General features: G+C 70.0%; 14 protein-coding genes. 3 read left to right on the plus strand and 11 right to left on the minus strand.

The genetic code is table 11. The features are described 5' to 3' along the window. Positions 1 to 47: 47 nt before the first annotated feature. Positions 48 to 641 carry a bifunctional 4-hydroxy-2-oxoglutarate aldolase/2-dehydro-3-deoxy-phosphogluconate aldolase gene (locus ACSHWB_RS43050; protein WP_439659091.1) on the plus strand — a complete coding sequence of 198 codons (594 nt, stop codon included), beginning with the start codon at positions 48 to 50 and terminating at the stop codon, positions 639 to 641. Here the strand turns inward: ACSHWB_RS43050 and ACSHWB_RS43055 are convergent. The 4 genes from ACSHWB_RS43055 to ACSHWB_RS43070 are packed head-to-tail and all read right to left on the minus strand — an operon-like array spanning position 628 to position 5,476. After that, positions 628 to 2,568: an alpha-galactosidase gene (locus ACSHWB_RS43055; RefSeq protein ID WP_439659092.1), complete on the minus strand. Its 1,941-nt coding sequence runs from the start codon at positions 2,566 to 2,568 to the stop codon at positions 628 to 630. The two genes, ACSHWB_RS43050 and ACSHWB_RS43055, sit on opposite strands and share 14 nt — an antisense overlap. Then, positions 2,565 to 3,374 carry a carbohydrate ABC transporter permease gene (locus ACSHWB_RS43060; RefSeq protein WP_439659093.1) on the minus strand — a complete coding sequence of 270 codons (810 nt, stop codon included), beginning with the start codon at positions 3,372 to 3,374 and terminating at the stop codon, positions 2,565 to 2,567. Before ACSHWB_RS43060 ends, ACSHWB_RS43055 begins: the two co-directional genes overlap by 4 nt. 1 nt (position 3,375) lies before the next feature. Next, positions 3,376 to 4,212, minus strand: coding sequence for a carbohydrate ABC transporter permease (locus ACSHWB_RS43065; protein ID WP_439659094.1), 837 nt, complete (start codon positions 4,210 to 4,212; stop codon positions 3,376 to 3,378). A gap of 1 nt (position 4,213) precedes the next feature. After that, the gene (locus ACSHWB_RS43070) at positions 4,214 to 5,476 is read right to left on the minus strand and encodes an ABC transporter substrate-binding protein (RefSeq protein WP_439659095.1); all 1,263 of its coding nucleotides are present in this window, start codon (positions 5,474 to 5,476) and stop codon (positions 4,214 to 4,216) included. A gap of 77 nt (positions 5,477 to 5,553) precedes the next feature. Here ACSHWB_RS43070 and ACSHWB_RS43075 point away from each other — a divergent pair, with 77 nt between their 5' ends. Further along, entirely contained in the window at positions 5,554 to 6,243 is a 690-nt protein-coding gene (locus tag ACSHWB_RS43075) for a FadR/GntR family transcriptional regulator (RefSeq protein ID WP_439659096.1), read from the plus strand. 87 nt (positions 6,244 to 6,330) lie between these two features. After that, the gene (gene sph, locus ACSHWB_RS43080; protein ID WP_439659097.1) at positions 6,331 to 7,305 is read left to right on the plus strand and encodes a sphingomyelin phosphodiesterase; all 975 of its coding nucleotides are present in this window, start codon (positions 6,331 to 6,333) and stop codon (positions 7,303 to 7,305) included. A 218-nt stretch (positions 7,306 to 7,523) separates the two neighbouring features. Here sph and ACSHWB_RS43085 read toward each other — a convergent pair whose 3' ends face one another. The 7 genes from ACSHWB_RS43085 to ACSHWB_RS43115 form a co-directional block, all read right to left on the minus strand. Beyond that, positions 7,524 to 7,826, minus strand: coding sequence for a DUF6968 family protein (locus ACSHWB_RS43085; RefSeq protein ID WP_439659098.1), 303 nt, complete (start codon positions 7,824 to 7,826; stop codon positions 7,524 to 7,526). Between the two features lie 5 nt (positions 7,827 to 7,831). Beyond that, on the minus strand, positions 7,832 to 10,327 hold the full coding sequence (locus ACSHWB_RS43090; protein ID WP_439659099.1) for a hypothetical protein: 2,496 nt from the start codon (positions 10,325 to 10,327) through the stop codon (positions 7,832 to 7,834). After that, positions 10,324 to 12,786, minus strand: a complete 2,463-nt coding sequence (locus ACSHWB_RS43095; protein WP_439659100.1) for a hypothetical protein — start codon at positions 12,784 to 12,786, stop codon at positions 10,324 to 10,326. The genes ACSHWB_RS43090 and ACSHWB_RS43095 overlap by 4 nt, the downstream gene beginning before the upstream one ends. Next, positions 12,783 to 14,063 carry an SWIM zinc finger family protein gene (locus ACSHWB_RS43100; protein WP_439659101.1) on the minus strand — a complete coding sequence of 427 codons (1,281 nt, stop codon included), beginning with the start codon at positions 14,061 to 14,063 and terminating at the stop codon, positions 12,783 to 12,785. The genes ACSHWB_RS43095 and ACSHWB_RS43100 overlap by 4 nt, the downstream gene beginning before the upstream one ends. A gap of 44 nt (positions 14,064 to 14,107) precedes the next feature. After that, positions 14,108 to 15,421, minus strand: coding sequence for a diaminopimelate decarboxylase (gene lysA, locus ACSHWB_RS43105; RefSeq protein ID WP_439659102.1), 1,314 nt, complete (start codon positions 15,419 to 15,421; stop codon positions 14,108 to 14,110). A 110-nt stretch (positions 15,422 to 15,531) separates the two neighbouring features. After that, the gene (locus ACSHWB_RS43110; RefSeq protein ID WP_439659103.1) at positions 15,532 to 17,022 is read right to left on the minus strand and encodes an amidohydrolase family protein; all 1,491 of its coding nucleotides are present in this window, start codon (positions 17,020 to 17,022) and stop codon (positions 15,532 to 15,534) included. 77 nt (positions 17,023 to 17,099) lie between these two features. Then, the gene (locus ACSHWB_RS43115) at positions 17,100 to 18,014 is read right to left on the minus strand and encodes a glycoside hydrolase family 16 protein (protein WP_439659104.1); all 915 of its coding nucleotides are present in this window, start codon (positions 18,012 to 18,014) and stop codon (positions 17,100 to 17,102) included. Between the last annotated feature and the right edge of the window lie 115 nt (positions 18,015 to 18,129).

Genomic DNA, 18,129 nt, shown 5'->3' on the forward strand with positions numbered 1-18,129 from the left:
CAGGTGTCAAGAATAATTCGTAATTTATGTGTAGTAGGCTGGCGGGCGTGAGCTACCGCTACGAGATCACCCAGGCAGTCGTGCGGCAGGGCATCATCGCCATCGTTCGCACGGCCACCGCCGATTCCGCCGTCGAGGCCGCCGTCCCGTTGCTGGACGCGGGCCTCACGTCCCTCGAGTTGCCGTTGACGAACCCTGGCGCGCTGGACGCGATCCGGCGGCTGCGCGCGGACTACCCCGCGGCGGTGATCGGCGCCGGATCCGTGCTGGACGAGGCCTCCGCCGTGGCCGCGGTGCGGGCCGGGGCTCAGTTCCTGGTGGCGCCCAACCTGAACGTGGCGGTGATCCAGGCCGGGCATCGGTACGGCGCCGCCGTGCTGCCGGGTGCCGGGTCGGTGTCCGAGGTCGTGCAGGCCCTGGAGGCCGGGGCGGACGCGGTGAAGGTGTTCCCCGCGCCCACGCCGCAGTGGGTGCGCGACGTGCTCGCCGTGCTGCCGTACGCGCCGCTCGTGCCCACCGGTGGTGTCGCGCCGGCGGACGTTCCTGCCTGGCTGGAGGCCGGAGCGGTGGCGTGCGGGGTCGGGTCGGCCCTCGCCCGCACGCCTCTCGACGAGATCAAGGCCCTGATCAGAGCGGCTTGAGCACGACCACGTCGGCGTCGTTCGCCTGCGACCAGGCGAACGGCAGCCCGACGTGGGTCAGGTGCGCCGCCGAGTAGACCTGGCCGTTCTCGTCCACATAGGACCCGCTCAGGCCCCGCAGCCTCACCCGTGACGACTGGCCGGGCACCATCGGCACGCCGGTCAGCGAGCCCGTGTTCCACGCCAGCACGACGATCCGGTCCTCGCCTGAGTACTGGATCGCGTCGTTCAGGAGATGCACCTCGCCGCCGTGCACGACGTCGCGGACGTCCTTGTAGCGGGCGATCAACGAAGCGGCCTCGGCGCGTTCCTCGGCGGACCAGTGCCGCACGTCCGCACCGATGCCGAGCACACCGGCCATGGCCAGCACGAACCGGAACTTCAGCGAACGCGGGCGCGCGTCGAAGAACCCCGGTGCGTCCGTGACCCACGACGACATCAGGTGCGGGGCGTGCATGTGCAGGAAGCCGTGCTGGATCTTCAGACGGTCGAGCGGCGCGGTGTTGTCGCTGGGCCACACCACGTCGACCTTGCCGGTGGTCGCGAGGTCCGTCCGGCCGCCGCCGCCCGCGCAGCCCTCGACCAGCACGTCCGGATGCTTCGAGCGCAGGTGGTCGAGCACGCGCCAGTAGTTGCGGACGTGGGCGTCGTCCTTCTCGAGCGGGCGTTCGGTGGCGGGGCGGTTCATGTCCCACTTCAGGTAGCTGATCCGGTGGTCGGTCAGCAGCCTGTCCAATGTGGAGACGACGAACTCGTAGACCTCGGGCAGGCCGAGGTTGAGCAGCATCTGGTTGCGGATCAGCGTGGGCTCGCGGCCTTCCAGCCGATACACCCAGTCCGGGTGCTCGGCGTAGAGCCGCGACTTCGGGCTCACGCTCTCCGGCTCGACCCACAGGCCGAACTCCAGGCCCATCCCCCGCACGTCCTCGACGAACGCGCCGAAGTCCGGCGACTCCGGGTACCAGTCGCCGAGGCCGCCGGTGTCGTCGTGACGGCCCTCGAACCAGCCGTCGTCGACCACGAACAGCTCGACGCCCAGGTCGGCGGCAATGCGGGCCAGTTCGCGCTGCTTCGGCAGGTCGACCTCGAAGTACGTGGCCTCCCAGGAGTTGTAGAGCACGGGCTTGCGCGCGGGCCTGGAACGCAGCCGGTCGTAGGAGTGCCAGACGCGGGCCAGGCCGTCCGTCGAGCACGCCAGCGCCAGTTCCGGGGTCGTGAAGGTCTCCCCCGGCCCGACCACGACCGGGCCGAGCATCCCGGCACGCACGCGCGTGAGCCCGGACGGCTCGACCTCGGCCGTGATCTCCCAGGAGCCGGACCACGCCAGCGACACGCCCCACGTGTCGTCCACGGACAACCAGGGCGCGTAGTTGTGTCCGGGAACGCCGTAGGAGCTGCCGATCCGGAACCCGCCCGCGGGCAGGGACACGTGGTCCAGCTGGAACTCGCGGGCCCACTCACCGTGCAGAAAGGACAGTCGGGGGCTCGACGTGGGCAGGCAGACGCCCGCCGATCCGATCTTCGTCAGACGGACCGGTTCGTCCCGCAAGTTGGTCACCTCGACCCACCGCGACAGCACGTCGACCGTGGGTTCTGGCCGGTAGCAGAGCACAGCGCGCAGGCCACCCACTGAGTCGGAGAACGCCAGGCGCAGCACGCCGTCGGACTCGGAAGCGCCTTCGAAGGCGAACCACGAGTCGCCGTCCAGTTCGAGGTCAGCGCCGGTGAACGGGCGCTCGCCGCGCGGCGCGTACTCGATCGGCGCCGCGTCGGCCTCGGTGATGAAGTGGATGTCGCCGAGGTTCTTCAGCGGCGACGGGCCCTGCTCCACCCCGTGCGGGCCCCAGGCCACGAGCTCGGCCCAGCGGCCTCCCGGTTCGACGGCCACCGTGTAGGAGGTGGTGGCCATGCGCAGGGTCCAGGTCATTTGACTGCTCCCACCGCGAGTCCGGAGATGAAGTGCCGCTGGAACCGCAGGAACACCGCCACGGTCGGGATCGCCGCGATCACCGAGCCCGCCGCGATCACGTTCCAGTTGGAGACGTATTGCCCCTGCAACGCGAGCAGCGCCGGGGTCACCGGCATCACGGCGGAGGACCGCAGCACGGTGATCGCCCACAGCAGGTCGTTGAAGATCCAGGTGAACGCCAGCGCGGCCAGGGCGGCCAGCGCGGGCCTGGTCATCGGCAGCACGATCCGCCAGAAGATCTGCACGGGACCGGCGCCGTCGATGGTGGCGGCCTCCTGCACCTCGTTCGGCATGGCGCGCATGAAACCCTGCAGCACGAACGTGTAGAAGCCGAGCCCGAAACCGACCTGCACCACGATCAGCGCGAAGAGCGTGTCGTAGATGCCGAGCACCTCGGTCAGCTTCGACACCGGCACCAGCAGGATCTGCGGTGGCAGCAGGTTGCCCGCGAGCATCAGCAGGATGATCGAGCGCCGGCCGGGGATCTCGAAGCGGCTCAACGCGTAGGCCGCCGCCGAGCTCAGCGCGAGCGACAGGAACACCGTCGGCACCGTGACGAGGACGCTGTTCCACATCGCGCCCGCGCCGCCGTTCGTCCACGCGTCGGAGAACCCGGCGAACGTGAACGACTGCGGCACCGAGGCGAGGCCGTTGGCGGCGATGTCGTCGAAACTGCGGACCGCCGTGACGAGCACGGCGACGATCGGCAGCAGCCAGAGCACGGAGATCGTGCCCGCCACGGCGTGGAAGACTCGATTGGACATCTCAGTTCTCCCGGAACGCGCGGACGAGGTAGGTCACGATCACACCGAAGGCCAGCACGAAGATGACGACGGCGAGTGCCGATGCGTAGCCGAGCTTGAGCGACTGGAACGCGGTCGAGTACATGTACGTGCTGAGCAGCTCGGACGAGTGGTAGGGGCCGCCGCGCGTCATCGACCACACCACGTCGAACGACCGCAGCGAGTCGATCACGATCACCGACAGCACCACCGAGTTGACCGAACCGAGCTGCGGCCAGGTGATGTGCCGGAACTTCTGCCAGCCGGTCGCACCGTCCAAAGTGGCCGCTTCGTAGAGCCCGGGGTCGATGCCCTTGAGCCCGGCCAGGTACAGCACCATCACGTAGCCGACCTGCCGCCACAGCGCGGGAACCAGCACCGCGTAGAGAGCGGTGTCCGGGTCGGCCAGCGGGCTGCTGTCGAAGATCCCGCCGGGCTGGTAGAGCACCTGCCAGATCAGCGAGGTGGCGACCAGCGAGAACACGACCGGCACGAACAGCGCGGCGCGGTAGATGCCGACGCCGCGGCGTTCCTTCTGCAGCAGCACGGCCATGCCGAGGCCGCCGACCGCGGACAGGCCGCCGAAGAGCACGAGCCAGATCGCGGTGTTGGTGACGGCGGTGTGGAAGACCGGGTCGTCGATCATCCTGGCGTAGTTGTCCAGCCCGACGAACCGGGGCGGCGAGACGCCGTCCCAGTTCGTCAGCGCGAGCCAGAAGCCCTGCACCGCGGGCCAGAAGACCCAGAACCCCTCCACCAGCAACGGGATGAGCACGAACAGCAGCAGGATCGGAGGGACCCTGGTGGAGCTTCTGGTCATGTCAGCTCGACCACACCTGCTCGGCGGCCTTCTGCCACGTCGACAGGATCGAGTCCAGCTGGTCCGGCTGCTGCAGGAACTTGACCAGCGCGGCGTCCGCGGTGGGCTGCAGCGCGTCGCTGGAGTCGCGGTTGAAGAACTGGGTGATCTCCGCGGCCTCCTTGAGGTGCTGGCGGCCCTTCGTGACGAGGGGCGTGCCGGAGTCCTTGGCGTTCGGGTGCGTCGGCAGGACCGTGCCCGACGAGGCCTTGATGTAGGCCTCCTGCCCCTCCGCCGTCGCCGCGTAGGTCAGGAACTCCTTCAGCTCCTTGACGTGCGGCGACTTGGCGCTCGCGAAGAACCCGTCGGTCGGCCCCTCCTCCGCCAGCGGCACGTTCGGGTCGATGATCGGGAACCGGAAGAAGTCGATGTCGTCGATCGCGTCCTTCGGTGCCGCGTCGGCGAAGAACGCGCCGGTGAGCAGCATGCCCGTGCGGCCCTGCAACATCGCGGTGGTGGCGTCCTGGAAGCCGATCGCGGTGCCGTTCGGGTCGGTGTAGGGCAGCACCTCGCGCCACGGCGTGAAGATGGCCTTCACCTTGGGGTCGTCGAACTTCTGCTTGCCCGCCAGCAACTCGCGGTGGAACGAGGCGCCGTTGATGCGGATGTTGAAGTAGTCGAACCAGCTCGACGCGGTCCACGGCGAGTCCGATCCCGCGCCCATGCCGAGCGGGATCACTCCCTTGCCCTGCAGCGTCTTGCACAGGTCGACGAACTCGGTCCAGGTCTTCGGCGGGGTGACGCCCCACTTGGCGAAGTTGGACTTGCGGTAGAAGAAGCCCCACCAGTAGTACGTCGTCGGCACGAACACCTTGCCGCTCAACGTCTTGAACGACTGGGGGTAGTCGCCCATCGTCTGCCAGACGTCGCTGACGTCGAGCAGCAGCCCCTTCTCCTCGTAGCCCTTGAGCAGCGCTCCTGGGTACCAGGTGTAGAGGTCGGGCGGGTTGGCCGAGGTGAGGTAGCTCGGCAGCTGGGTGCGGAAGGTCTCGGACGCCACGGTGTTGACCGAGGCCTGCGAGCCCTTCTTGTCGTTGAACGCCTTCACCAGTGCGTCGATCGCCGCCTTGGCAGCGGGCGCCGAGAGGTTCGACTGGATCGTGGCCGTGCCCGCGGCCTGGGTGACCGGGCCGGAGGACGCCGAGGTGGCGCAGGATGCCGTGCCGCTGACCAGCAACCCGGCTCCCGCGGCGGCGGTGACGCGGAGGAAGTGACGCCTGTCCATGGCGGACAGATTGCGCCCAGGTCATGATCATGTCAAGAATAATTCATAATTTATGATGTGCCGTATGCTCTGACCTCATGAGCGAGAAGCGGCTTCGTGGCGTGCACGGCCAGACCGTCGAGGCGCTGGCGGGCCGGATCCTCGCCGGCGAGATCGGCGAGGGCGACACCCTCGACCTCCCGGCGCTGCGCGAGGAACTCGACGTGTCGCTGACGGCGTTGCGCGAGGCCCTGAAGGTGTTGTCGGCCAAGGGCATGATCGACGCCAGGCAGAAGCGCGGCACGTTCGTCCAGCCGCGGTCGTCGTGGAACCTGCTCGACACCGACGTGATGCGCTGGCAGACCCAGGCCACCAACACCGACCACAGCCTGTTCGACGAGCTCACCGAGATGCGCGTGATCGTCGAGCCCGCCGCCGCCCGCCTGGCCGCCGAACGCGCGTCGGACGCGGACATCGAGGCCCTGGGTGCGGCTTTGGAGCGGATGGCGTCGGCGCGCGACCTCGCCGCGACCGTTCGGGCAGACCTGGAGTTCCACAGGTTGCTGATGGGGTCCACGCACAACGCGTTCCTGACGCACGTCGAGCGGATCATCGCGATCGGGCTGGCCGAGCGGGACAAGCTGGTGCACGGGAGCGTGGACGACGATCCGGTGCCGTCGCACCGGGCGGTGCTGGACGCGATCTCGGCGCGTGACCCCGAGGCCGCCTACGAGGCGATGCGGGCGCTGGTCGACAAGTCGGGCGCGGACCTCGACCGCCTGCGCTGACGTCCATCTGTTCTTAATCGATACGACACCATCGGGTCTCGGTTCAGCGGTTGTGAAAGACATTCACGTCCGTCAGCATCGGGCCTCATGCGCCTGATCACGCTCGCCGTCGCCGCCGCGCTGACGATCTCGGTCGCCACCCCGGCGGTCGCGGCCCCTGCCGCGCCGAAGATCGCCACCTACAACGTGTTCATGCTGTCGCGGAACCTCTACCCGAACTGGGGCCAGGTCGCCCGCGCCGACCTGATCGACAGCACCGGTGTGCTGAACGGCCAGGACGTCGTCGTGCTCAACGAGGCCTTCGACAACGCCGCCTCGGACCGGCTGCTGGCGAACCTGCGCGACACCTACCCGCACCAGACGCCGGTGCTGGGCCGCAGCAAGGCCGGGTGGGACGTGACGAGCGGCCGGTACAGCGACGCGACGCCGGAGGACGGCGGTGTCGCGGTGCTGAGCCGGTGGCCGATCACCACGCGGGTCCAGCACGTCTACCGCGACGGCTGCGGTGCGGACTGGTTCTCCAACAAGGGGTTCGCGTACGTGCGGATCGAGGCGCCGACCGGGCCGCTGCACGTCATCGGGACGCACATGCAGGCAGAGGACTCGACCTGCACCAGCGCGCCGGGCGGTTACCGGGCCAAGCAGCGGGCCGAGATCAGGGCGTTCCTGACCGCGCGGAACATCCCCGCGGCCGAGCCGGTGTACGTGGCGGGCGACCTCAACGTGGTCAAGGCGAGTGCCGAGTTCCCGCAGATGGTCGCCGAGTTGGGTACGCAGACGCCCGAGGTGGTCGGGCATCCGTTCTCGTGGGACTGCGCGGACAACAGCGTCTGCCGCGACCAGTACGGGCCGGAGTACGCGTCCGAGCACCTCGACTACGTGCTGACGGTCCAGGGGCCGTTGCTGCGCAACGAGACGCGGCGGGTGAAGAGTCCTGAGTGGTCGATCTGGTCATGGGGGCGCAAGTACACCTTCAACGACTTCTCGGACCACTACCCCGTGTTCGCTGAGCCTGTTGCCAGAAGTTGTGTTCGCTACTCGCCCCAGCAGCCCTGCGCCTAGCCCTGATGGCGTCTGCAAGTACCACCAACTCAACATCAACAGGCACCTTCCTATCACCAACAGGGCTTGCGGGGGCCGGAAAGGGACGGCGCCTGTTCGTCAGGTGACGAACATGTTGGGTGTGGTTGACGGCGATTCGATCAGGAGTTGGTGGTACTTGCAGACGCCTCGGCAGCAACTGGGACACGAGGTTCCGGACAAGACCTCTGGCCAGGTGCTCAGCTGAGCGGGGGCGCGACGGTCAGGCCGAGTTCGGGCATGCCCAGCCAGTCCAGGGTGGCGCCCGACTCGGCCAGCTTGATCCGCACGGCGTAGACGCTGAGCAGCAACGCCTGCAGCGAGTCGACGCCGTACGCGGCACTGACCTCGTCGTCGCCGATCTGGTGTGGACACTCCCAGTCGCCGTTGCCGCTCAACGGGTCAGGGCGCGGGGCACCGAACCGGATCACCACCTCGAAGGACGATCCGTCCGGTGCCTTGCCCTCGATCTGCCGTTCGGCGATGACTGTGCCCAGGTCCATGGGACTCAGCCTAGTGCGCTCTCCAGCCTCCGGGCCTGCACGACCGCCTTGCTGGAACCCTTGCGGGCCGCCACCTCCGCCAGGCCGTCGACGGTGCCGCCCGGCTTGAGCTGCTGGGCCAGTTCGACCGCCAGCTCGACCAGGTCCGCGACCCTGTTGTGCGACCACGCCTTCGGCAGCGTGGCCACCAGGACGTCCCAGATCTGGGCCGCGGCGCCGGACCGTGCGGTGTCGCGCAGGCACGGCACCACTCGGTTCAGCGCGAGGTCGCCGCGTTCCAGCAGCCGGCCGACGACCTCGCCCAGTGCCTTGCCGTCGAACTGGTCGCGGGCGGCGAGGATCAGCAGGGCGTCGACGGCATTGGCACGCCCGACCGTCGCCTCGGCGCCCAGGCCGTAAGCGAGCGCCAGATGTGTGGCGATGCCGATCGGGCCGTGTGCCTCGGCGAGCGCGGGCAGCACCGGGCCGTCGTCGCCCTTCGACTCGCGGCGGCTCGCGAGGTGCGGCACGAGGTGGGCGGCGATCACCTCGCGTTGCACTGGCAGGACGGCGGGCCACCACTCGATCATGACGCCCCACTCGTTGTGGCCGTACCAGTGCTTCTCCGGATCGGGCAGGCCTGGCGACAGCGTCACGAGCAGGCGCTTCTCGTCCACCGGCGAACCGAAGTAGCCGGGGCGCGTCACGCGGATGCGTTCGACCAGCTCGACCACCGGATCGGTGAGGTCGGCCAGCCAGTCGCGCAGCAGCCTGCCCGCGTTGCTCGTCAGAGCCGCGAAGTCCTCCGGCCGCGTGTCGCGCGGCAACCGGTGGTAGGCCTGCCTGAGGTCGCGCGGCCACGGTTCCCACTCCTCCGCGTCGGCCTTGGCGAGGCGTTCGAGCAGGGTGGCCGGGTCGAGCAGGCCGGACGTCTCCGTCGGGGTCGACACCAGGGCCGGGCGCGGTGACTTGACCAGGCCCTTGGCGATCTCGTGCAGCCTCTTGGCGAGCTGCTCGCTCACCGAGCCCATCTCGGCGCGTTTGAGCTGCTTCATCCACGTCCTGGCGGCGTCCATCGCCGACTCCACCGGGCCGATCGGCGTCACGGTCTCGTCCACCGCGGCGATGATCGAGATGAACACCGACCAGCAGTCGCGCCGCGAGTGGTCGGGGTAGGTCTCGTACGCGCTGCGGTTCTTGATCCACGGATGCTTCTCGTAGAGCGGCGCGAACGCCTTCGTGACCGCTTCCCTGTCCTGCCAGGCGAACCGGACCACGGCCTCGATGATCCGCTCGGCGGTGACCGGCTCGACGTGGCCCGCGTTGCGGCCGAACAGGCTGCGCACCTCGCCGGTCAGCTCGTCGAGCGTGGCGATCGGCTCCGGCCACGGGCGCGGTGCGAACGGCGCGAGTTCGAAGGCCTCCCCCGCGGCGGTCTCGACACCGAGCTGGGCGGCGAGGTCGGCGGGTAGTTGTTCAGCAAGAGCCAGCACCTCGGTCCGGGTGGCGTCGCTGACCTTCGACTGGTGCTTGGCGATCAGCTTGACCGCCTGGCCGCGCAGGTCGTCGGACTCGTGCGCGAACAGTTCGGCGACGGCGAGCACGACCTCGTCCGGAGTGGACTTCGCGTGCTTGCCGAGCCACGTCAGCTGGGCACGGATGAGCTTCTTCTCGGTGCGGCCGAACACCCAGCGGCTCGCGTCGGCGAGCAGGGCGAAGTCGAGCCTGCCGGCCTCGTCCAACGCCTTCAGCCGGTCCTGCGCCAGGGTGGCGACGGTGGAACGCGAGTCGGGCAGCATCGCGACGTAGTCCCGTGCGTGCTCGGCGGCCTCGTCCAGCGTCACGTCGAGAACCTTGTGCAGCGCGAGGAAACCCTCCATCTCCTTGGCGCTGCCGCCCTGCTGGAGTCGCGCGAGGCAGCCGTCGAGGAGGACCTGCCGGTCCGCCCGTTCGTTCAGGAACTGCGGCCACTGCCAGGTGTTCGCGAAGATCACGCCGCTGCCGGCGACCTCCAGCATGCGCGGGACCAGCGCGTCGAAGGACGGGCGCCAGCGCGTGTGGCCGCCGAAGTCCATGAAGTGCAACAGGAACCCGTCCGAGTCCGGAGGGTTGTCGCCGCAGAACTCCAGCACGATCCGCATCAGGTCGTGCCGGCCGAGCTCGCGGGTCGGCATCCTGGTGGCGAGCCGCGCCACCAGGTCCGGCAGCCATGCGGGGTCGCGGTGCCGCAGCACGTCCAGGGCCTCGGCCGTGCCGTTCTCCTGGCTGTAGCGGTGCCACCAGATCTGGTAGCGCACCAGCCACGGCGTGAGCGTGGACGCGTTGGGCAACAACCCGATGCCCGCCATGTGCATCGCCGGGTGGTGATCCCAGTTGCGGCCGGCGGCCCGCCGCGCCTTCTCGTACGCGACGAGGTCGGCGGCGCGTTCCTTGCGTTCCTCCGGCGTGAGGCTCTTCAGCACCTCGCCGAGCGCGAGCAGCTGGTCCGACTCGATCAGCGCCTGGATCCTGTCGAAACTCACGCCTTCTCCCCCAACGCGCTCATCAGCCTCTTCGCCTGCACCACCGTCTTGCTCGACCCCTTGCGGGACGCGACCTCGGCGAGGCCGCCCACGTCACCACCCGGGCTGAGCTGCTGCGCCACTTCCACGGCGAGCTCGACCACGTCGGCGACCCTGTTGTGCGACCAGAGACGCGGCAACAAGGCCGTCAGCGCGTTCCAGATCTGCCGTGCCGCACCGGAACGGGCCGCGTCGCGCAGGCCGGGCACGGCCCGGTTCATCGCGACGTCGGCGCGGCCGAGCAGCTGTCCCAGGAGGTCGCCGAGCATCCCGCCGTCGAGCTGGTCGCGTGCGGCGAGGATCAGGATCGCGTCGACGGCGTGGGCGCGGTTGACGGTCAGTTCGGCCCCGAGCCCGTAGGACAGGGCGAGGTGCAGGGCGGGGCCCGCCGGGCCGTGGGCCTCGGCGAGCATCGGCAGGAGCGGACCGTCGTGGCCCTTCGACGCCGTCCGCGTCCTCAGGTGCGGCACGAGGTGAGCGGCGACGACCTCCCGCTGGACGGGCAGCATCGACGGCCACCACTCGGGCAACGGGCCCCAGTCGTCGTGCTCGCGCAGGAACTGCTCCGGCTCTTCCAGCCCGGGAGTGACGATCGCGTACAGACCGGTGTCGGCGAGGTCCTGCGAGTACCGCCAGGGGTGGCGGTAGCTGCGTTCCGCGATGACGATCCCGGGGTCGGTCCTGTTCGCGAGCCCCTCTCGCACCTCGGCGGCCGCCTTGCTGTTCAGCGACGCGAACACAGCGGGGTCCGTGTCGCGCGGCAGCCGCCGGACGGCCTGCACCAGGTCGCGCTGCCACGGTTCCCAGCCCTCGGCCTCCGCCCTCGCGAGGCGGCCGGCCAGCGTCGCGGGGTCGATCAGGCCGGACATCTCGGTGGGCGTGGAGACCAGGGCCGGCTTCGGCTGCAGGATCAAACCTCTGGCGATCTCGTACAACCGCTTGCAGAGCTCGTCGGCGATGCCCCCGATGCTCGTGCCGCCGGGCCGTTCCTCCCACTCGAGAGCGAAGTCCACTTCGGACTCCGCCGGACGCGGCGTGCCTCGCCCGGCGAAAACGGCGTCGATCAGTTCGGCACGCGGGTTGCGGCGGGAGCCGTCGGACCACGGCGGCCTGTCGCGGAACGGCTGGATCGCCTGATGGAGCGCTTCCCTGTCCTGCCAGGCGAACCGGACCAGCGCCTCGATGATCCGTTCCGCCGTGGACGGTTCGAGGTGGACCGAGTCGCGGGCGAACGCGGCCAGCAGCTCCCGCGTGAACTCGTCCAAGGTGGCGATTGGCTCGGGGAACGGCCTGGGTTCGAACGCGGCCAGTTCCACGGCCTGTTCCTGGACCGCGGTGCCGCCCAGCTGCTGGGCCAGGTCGCCGGGCAGCTGCTCGGCCAGGGACCGGACCTCGGCCCGCGTCGTCTCACCGGTGTTGCCGAGGTGCTTCACGATCAGCTTGACGGCCTGGCCGCGCAGGTCGTCCGACTCGTGCGCGAACAGCTCCGCGGCGGTCAGCACGACCTCGTCCGGCTTCTCCTTGCCGTGTTTGCCCAGCCAGGCGAGCTGGGCGCGGACGAGCTTCTTCTCGGTGCGGCCGAACACCCACCTGCTCGCCTCGCACAGCAGGTCGAAGTCGAGCCCTTCCGCCTCGTCGAGCAGCTTCAGCCGGTCCTGGGCAAGACCGGCGACCGTCGAACGCGAGTCCGGCAGCATGGCGACGTAGTCCCGCGCGTGAGTCCGCGTCTCGTCCAGCGTGACCTGGAGAACCTCGTGCAGGGCGAGGAAACCGTCCACCTCGCTGGCCGCCCCGCCCTGCTGGAGACGAGCGAGGCACCCGTCCAGCAGCACCTGCCGTTCCGCTCGATCGCGCAGGAACAGCCGCCAGTCCCGGCTGGTCGCGATGACCGCGCCCGCTCCGGCGGCCGCCAGCATCTTCGGGATCAGCACGTCGAAGGACGGGCGCCAGCGCGTGTGGCCGCCGAAGGCCATGAGGTTCACCAGGAACCCGTCCGAGTCGGGCGGGCTGTCGCCGCAGAACTCCAGCACGACGTGGACGAGGTCCTGCCGCCAGCGCCCGCGCGCCGGGATCCTGGCGGCGATCCTCGTGACCAGGTCCGGGAGCCACGGGAGCTCGCGGTGCCGCAGCACGTCGACGAACACGCCGAGGGCGTTGTCGGACCTCCCGTTGTGGAACCAGATCCGGTAGCGCACCAGCCACGGCGCGAGTGCCGAGGCGTTCTGCAGCAGCCCGGCGCCCGCGATCGAGAGCGTCTCCCGGTGCATCCACCGCTCGTCGCCCGCGCGGTGCCGCTTCTCGAACGCGATCAGGTCTTTCGCGTAGTCCTTGCGCTCGCCGGGAGTCAGTCGCTTCAGCACCACCCCGAGGGCGAGAGTCCGGTCCGACTCGATCAGCGCCTGGATCTTGTCGAAGCTCATGCCTTGCCCCTGACCATGTCCGCGGCCAGCACGTGCTTGCACTTGCCGCGGCCACCGCGGTACTCGGCCCACCACTGGCAGGTGCACGCCTCGCCGTTGACGCGGTAGTCACCGACCACCGCGGTGTCGCCGTCCCAGCTGACCGCGTTCTGCGCGACGAGTGCCTTCGCGTTGCGCAGCCTGGGGTTCATGGCCTGGATGTCGACGCCGCCGTAGGGCAGTTCGCGGTGGAAGTACGAGGCTTCGGCGAGGTCGTAGCCCACGCGTCCGGACGTGCCGAGCTGGGCCAGCGCGTCCTTGACCCTGGCGGGGGTGAGCCCGGAGCGGTCGGCCAGGTCCGCGATGTCCACGCGGGGTTCGAAGTCGAGCAGCGCGCCGACCAGTTCGGCGTCGGTGTCCGCGTCCCCGGCGGCGAGCCCGTCGAGGACGGCGCCCTCACCGGACAGGCCGCGGGTCACCTCGGGCGACAGCACGAGCGTCAGGCGCTGCGAGCCCAGATCGACCTCCCAGCCGCTCGCGACGGGCAAGCCGGCGGCGGGCGGGCCGTAGAGGCGGACGGCCTTCGCGAAGCGCAGCAACGGGATGAGCGTCTCGAGGCGGTTCGGGCCCGCGAGGCAGACGGCGTTGGCCGAGGCCGTTCCGCTGAGCCGCAACGACCTCCCGGACGGCACCGCCCACACCGCCGCACGGCCCTTGGGCAGCGTCTTGAGGAACCGCTGCGCGTCCATCGGCGAGAGCTCGGCCTTGAGGTCGAACTTCGAGGTGAGCACCTGGGTCTCGGCGAAACCCCGCAGCCAGCGCGGCGGCAACGGGACCTTCTTCTCCACCACCGCGCCGTCGAGCGTGCCGACCTCGACCTGGTCCGGCCCGACCGTCAGGTGCAGCGGGTCGCCCTTGGTGACGCGGGCGAGCGCACGCCGCAGCGGTTCGTTGACGTCGACGTTCGTGGTCCCGCGGTCGTGGACCTCACCGTCGAGCGCGTCGCCGAGGACGTCCAGGCGCGCGTAGACACCGCAGCAGCCGGAGAACGACTCGAACCGCAGACGGTCGCCGTTGCACGTGACGACCGGGTCGCGGAGGCGTTCGTTGGTGGGCTGGAAGTAGCGCGTGCCCGCGATCTTCGCGATGGCGAGCAGCGCCGTGGCGGCCTGCTGCGAGTCGCCGAGGAACCCGGTGAAGAAACGCGGGTTCGGTGCCCTGCCGCCGGAGGTCTGCAGGCCCAGGGCGCGCCGTGTCTCGTCCAGCCGGGAGTCGGCCACGTAGGCGTACGAGTGCATCGCGCCACTCTAGGGAACAGACGTTCGACACGGCGGCGGAATGATCAAACGTATCGGCGCAACAGGTCCTCCTCGGTCTCCCTGCGCACGATCGGCCTGGCGACGCCGTTCCGGACCGCGATCACCGGCGGACGGCAGACCTGGTTGTAGTTCGAGGCCAGGGCGTGGTGGTAGGCGCCGGTCGCGGGCACGGCGAGCAGGTCTCCCGCGTGCACATCCGCTGGGAGCAGCACGTCCTCGGCCAGCACGTCGCCCGCCTCGCAGTGCCTGCCGACGACCGTCACCGGCCTGGGTTTGCCGCCGCGGCCGACCAGGCGGACGGCGTACTTGGCGCCGTACAGGGCGGGACGCGGGTTGTCGCTCATGCCACCGTCGACGGCCACGAACGTCCGTGTCAGACCGTGTTTCACCGCGCACACGCGGTAAAGGGTGACGCCGGCGTTCGCGACGATCGACCGTCCGGGCTCGATCAACACGCGCGGCGGCGGCACGCGGTGCACGCCGCACTCGTAGTTGAGCGTGCCCGTGATCCGGTGCGCGAACCCTGCGAGGTCGAAGTCCTGCTCGCCCTGCAGGTACGGCGCGCAGAAGCCGCCGCCGAGGTCGAGCTGCTCGATCCTGGTGCCGCAGGACGCGATCAGGCCGACCATCCGCCGCACGGTCTCCTCATAGCTCGCAACGTGTCGGACCTGCGAGCCGATGTGGCAGTGCAGGCCGACGAGCCTCAACGACGGCTGCTCCACGACGCGCAGGATCGCTTCGAGAGCGGCTCCGGACGCGAGCGAGAAGCCGAACTTCTGGTCCTCGACGCCGGTCGCGATCTTGGCGTGGGTGTGCGCGTCGACGCCGGGCGTCACCCGGATCATGACCTCCTGGCCTCGGGTCGCCAGTGCGCCGAGCTGCGCGATCTCGTCCAGCGAGTCGACGACGATCCTGGACACCCCGTACTCCAGCGCGGCCTTCAGGTCCTCGGCGGTCTTCACGTTGCCGTGCATCACGATCCGCTGCGCCGGGAAGCCCGCGGCCCTGGCCAGTGCGAGCTCCCCCGCCGACGACACGTCGAGGGACAGGCCCTCCTGCGCCATCCACCGGTAGACCTCGGGGCAGGGCAACGACTTCCCGGCGAACACGACCTCCGCGTCCGGCAGCGCCCTGCGGAAGGCCCTCGCCCTGGTGCGGACCGTCGGCTCGTCCAGGACCTGGCACGGGGTGCCGAACCGGGCGGCCAGTTGCGTCGCGGGGAGTCCACCGATGACGAGGTCCTGGCCGGCGATCCGGGTGCCGTCCGGCCAGAGACAGTCCTCCAGCACCGGCTCGGTGGCGCATCCGGTGCTGGGCAACAACTCGGCGAGTGTCATGCGTCCAGCACACGCCTGGCGCGGCGCCGTGCCCAGGTCCCGGACGAGACCCTGACACGGGTGGCCGCCACCTTGACGCGATCCTGACGATCACGGTGGCGGGGGCCACATCAGTGCAGGCAGCACCCCGTGGGCATGGGCGGGACCTCGACCGGTTCCCTGGCGGCGGCCTCGATCTCGCCGAGTATCCGTGCGCGGTCAGCCGGGCCGAGGTAGCGGCCGCGGCTGACGACGGAGTGGATGCGGCCGACGTTCGTGATGTCCCGCAACGGGTCCGCGTCCAGCACGACCAGGTCCGCCTGCTTGCCGGGCGTGACCGTGCCGGTCTCGTGCTCCAGGCCGAGGCAGCGCGCGGCGTCGCTGGTGGCCGCCCGGAGTGCCTGGCCCTCGGTGAGACCGGCCTGCACCAGGAGCGCGAGCTCGTCGTGCAGCGAAAAGCCCGGGAAGACGTAGGCGAACCCGGCGTCCGTGCCGGCGACGACGCCGACTCCCGCCTCGTGCATCTCTCGCAGCAGCCGCATGCGGGCGTCCCCGAACCTCTGCAGTTCCGCCACTTCCTCGGGTGTACGCGGCGGGCGGCCGGACATGATCTGCCGCCACTGCTCCCGGAGACCCACCGGGATGTAGCGGATCCGTTCGAGGGCGGCCGGGTCGTTCGGGATGGTCTCGGGTGAGCGGCTCATGTTCCGTTCGACGAAGAGCGTCGGCGACTGCCAGGTGCCCTGCTCGACCATGCTCGCGAACAGCCTGCGGGCACGCGCCGGCGAGTGGGTCGCGACGGCAGCGCGTTCTATCCGGCCCGCGTGACGGCCCCACCAGTTCGGGTCGGCCTGGTCGTCCGGCATGGCGCGGAGCTGGGCGTAGAGAGCTTCGGCGTTGTCCGAAGTGGACGTGAACAGGTTGTACATGTGTTCGTGGGTGTGCTGTGCGAGCGCGTCCTGAATCGGCACGCGGGCCGGGACGTGGCCTGCGAACGGGATGCGCAGCCTGCGTGCCTCCGCGGCGATGGCTGCGTGGCACTCCGGCGACAGGAACGAGTAGACCTTGACGAAGTCCGCTCCCCCGTCCTTGGCCCTGCGCACGGCGGCACGGGCCTCGTCCGGGGTGCGGACGACGTCGGAGCCGGGCCAGATGGCGGCGGGGCCGTCGACGATCGCGCTGGCGATCACCATGCGCGGGCCGAGGATCTCGCCGGACTCGATGCGGCGGCGGGTGTCGTGGACCTCGGGCAGGCCCATCATCTCGCGGATGCCCGTGACGCCCTGGACGACGTGCAGCGGCGCGACCGTGTCCTCGTAGTGCGTCGCGTGGGTGTGCAGGTCCCACAGGCCCGGGATCACGTACTTCCCGGTCACGTCGATCGCCCGGACGCCGCGCGGGACGTCCCGGTGGTGGCCGGCGGCCAGGATCCGGTCGCCGGCCAGCACGATCGTCGAGGCGGCGACGGGTGCCCGGCCGGTGCCGTCGATGAGCGTCGCCCCGCGCAGCACGGTCACGCCGCCCGCCGCCATCGCGGGTTGCCCCACGGCGCCCAGCGCGACCGCTCCGAGTGCGCCTTTCCCCAGCCAGGACAGCACGTCCCGGCGAGCCACGTCCCCCACCGCTCCACCTTCCCCCGAAGTCCCCCGCTTCCACGCTAGCGACCTCGGGGTGGTGGAGCAGTAGGGCTGGCACCCGGCTACGGGCGGGTCCACACCGCCACGTAGTCGACCAGCATCGGCCGGCCAGGCGTGGTCTGCGCGGTCGGCGTCGCGCGGCCCGCGACACCGTTCGGGAACGCGCCGCCCACGGCCACGTTCAGCAGGATGAAGTAGCCCTGGTGCGAGGTCATGTTGTTCCACGACGTGGCGTCCATCTGGTTCTGCCGCACGATGTGGAACTGCTGACCGTCGACGTACCACCGCAGCTGGTTCGGGCTGACCGAGCGGTCCCACTCGAAGCGGTAGGTGTGGAACGCGGACTGGCAGGTGCTGCCGGGGCAGGCACGGGACGCGCCGAGGCCGTTCGTCTCGTTGCACGGGCCGCCGGGGTTGACGCCGCAGTGCAGCACGCCCCAGACGCTGTTGATGCCGTTGACGTTCTCCATCACGTCGAACTCACCGATGCTCGGCCAGTTCCAGTAGTTGCCGCGGTACGGCGAGCCCAGCGCCCAGAACGCCGGCCAGTAGCCCAGCGCGGCCGCACCGGTGACGTTCGGCATCTGGATGCGGCCCTCGATGCGCAGGACACCGCCCGCCGGTGCCTTGAAGTTCGACCGGCGGGTCTCGATGCGAGCCGAGGTCCACTCACCCGATCCGGACCGCAACGGGGTGATCCGCAGGTTGCCGGAGCCGTCGAGAGCGAGGTTGGACCGGTCGTTGGTGTAGCGCTGGATCTCACCGGTGCCCCAGTTGCCGGGGCCGCCGGGGTAGCCGTGACCGGTGTCGACGATCCAGTTGTTGCCGTTCGGAGCGCTGTTGTTCGCGCCGGTGAAGTCGTCGGACCAGGCCAGGGACCAGCCTGTCGGGGTGGGCGGGACCGCTGCCTGCGCGATGCCGGAGAGCGGGAGGACCAGGGCCAGTCCCAGCAGGGCGCGCGTGAGTTTTCGAGCCACGATGATGACCTCTCTGTCACGATCGCACGGCAGCGGAACTCCATGGAAGCGCTCTCACGACCTCGCGTCAACGGTCGAGCGCCCAGCAGCACCGCGTCTCGGTACGATCACCGGT

The sequence above is a fragment of the Lentzea sp. HUAS TT2 genome, assembly GCF_051853195.1.
Classification (GTDB): Bacteria; Actinomycetota; Actinomycetes; order Mycobacteriales; family Pseudonocardiaceae; genus Lentzea.

What these genes read in the sequence shown, in the direction of transcription:
- ACSHWB_RS43055 (WP_439659092.1), bottom strand. Translation starts at nt 2,568, where the DNA reads ATGACCTGGACCCTGCGCATGGCCACCACCTCCTACACGGTGGCCGTC.
- ACSHWB_RS43060 (WP_439659093.1), bottom strand. Translation starts at nt 3,374, where the DNA reads ATGTCCAATCGAGTCTTCCACGCCGTGGCGGGCACGATCTCCGTGCTC.
- ACSHWB_RS43065 (WP_439659094.1), bottom strand. Translation starts at nt 4,212, where the DNA reads ATGACCAGAAGCTCCACCAGGGTCCCTCCGATCCTGCTGCTGTTCGTG.
- ACSHWB_RS43070 (WP_439659095.1), bottom strand. Translation starts at nt 5,476, where the DNA reads ATGGACAGGCGTCACTTCCTCCGCGTCACCGCCGCCGCGGGAGCCGGG.
- ACSHWB_RS43075 (WP_439659096.1), top strand. Translation starts at nt 5,554, where the DNA reads ATGAGCGAGAAGCGGCTTCGTGGCGTGCACGGCCAGACCGTCGAGGCG.
- sph (WP_439659097.1), top strand. Translation starts at nt 6,331, where the DNA reads ATGCGCCTGATCACGCTCGCCGTCGCCGCCGCGCTGACGATCTCGGTC.
- ACSHWB_RS43085 (WP_439659098.1), bottom strand. Translation starts at nt 7,826, where the DNA reads ATGGACCTGGGCACAGTCATCGCCGAACGGCAGATCGAGGGCAAGGCA.
- ACSHWB_RS43095 (WP_439659100.1), bottom strand. Translation starts at nt 12,786, where the DNA reads ATGAGCTTCGACAAGATCCAGGCGCTGATCGAGTCGGACCGGACTCTC.
- ACSHWB_RS43100 (WP_439659101.1), bottom strand. Translation starts at nt 14,063, where the DNA reads ATGCACTCGTACGCCTACGTGGCCGACTCCCGGCTGGACGAGACACGG.
- lysA (WP_439659102.1), bottom strand. Translation starts at nt 15,421, where the DNA reads ATGACACTCGCCGAGTTGTTGCCCAGCACCGGATGCGCCACCGAGCCG.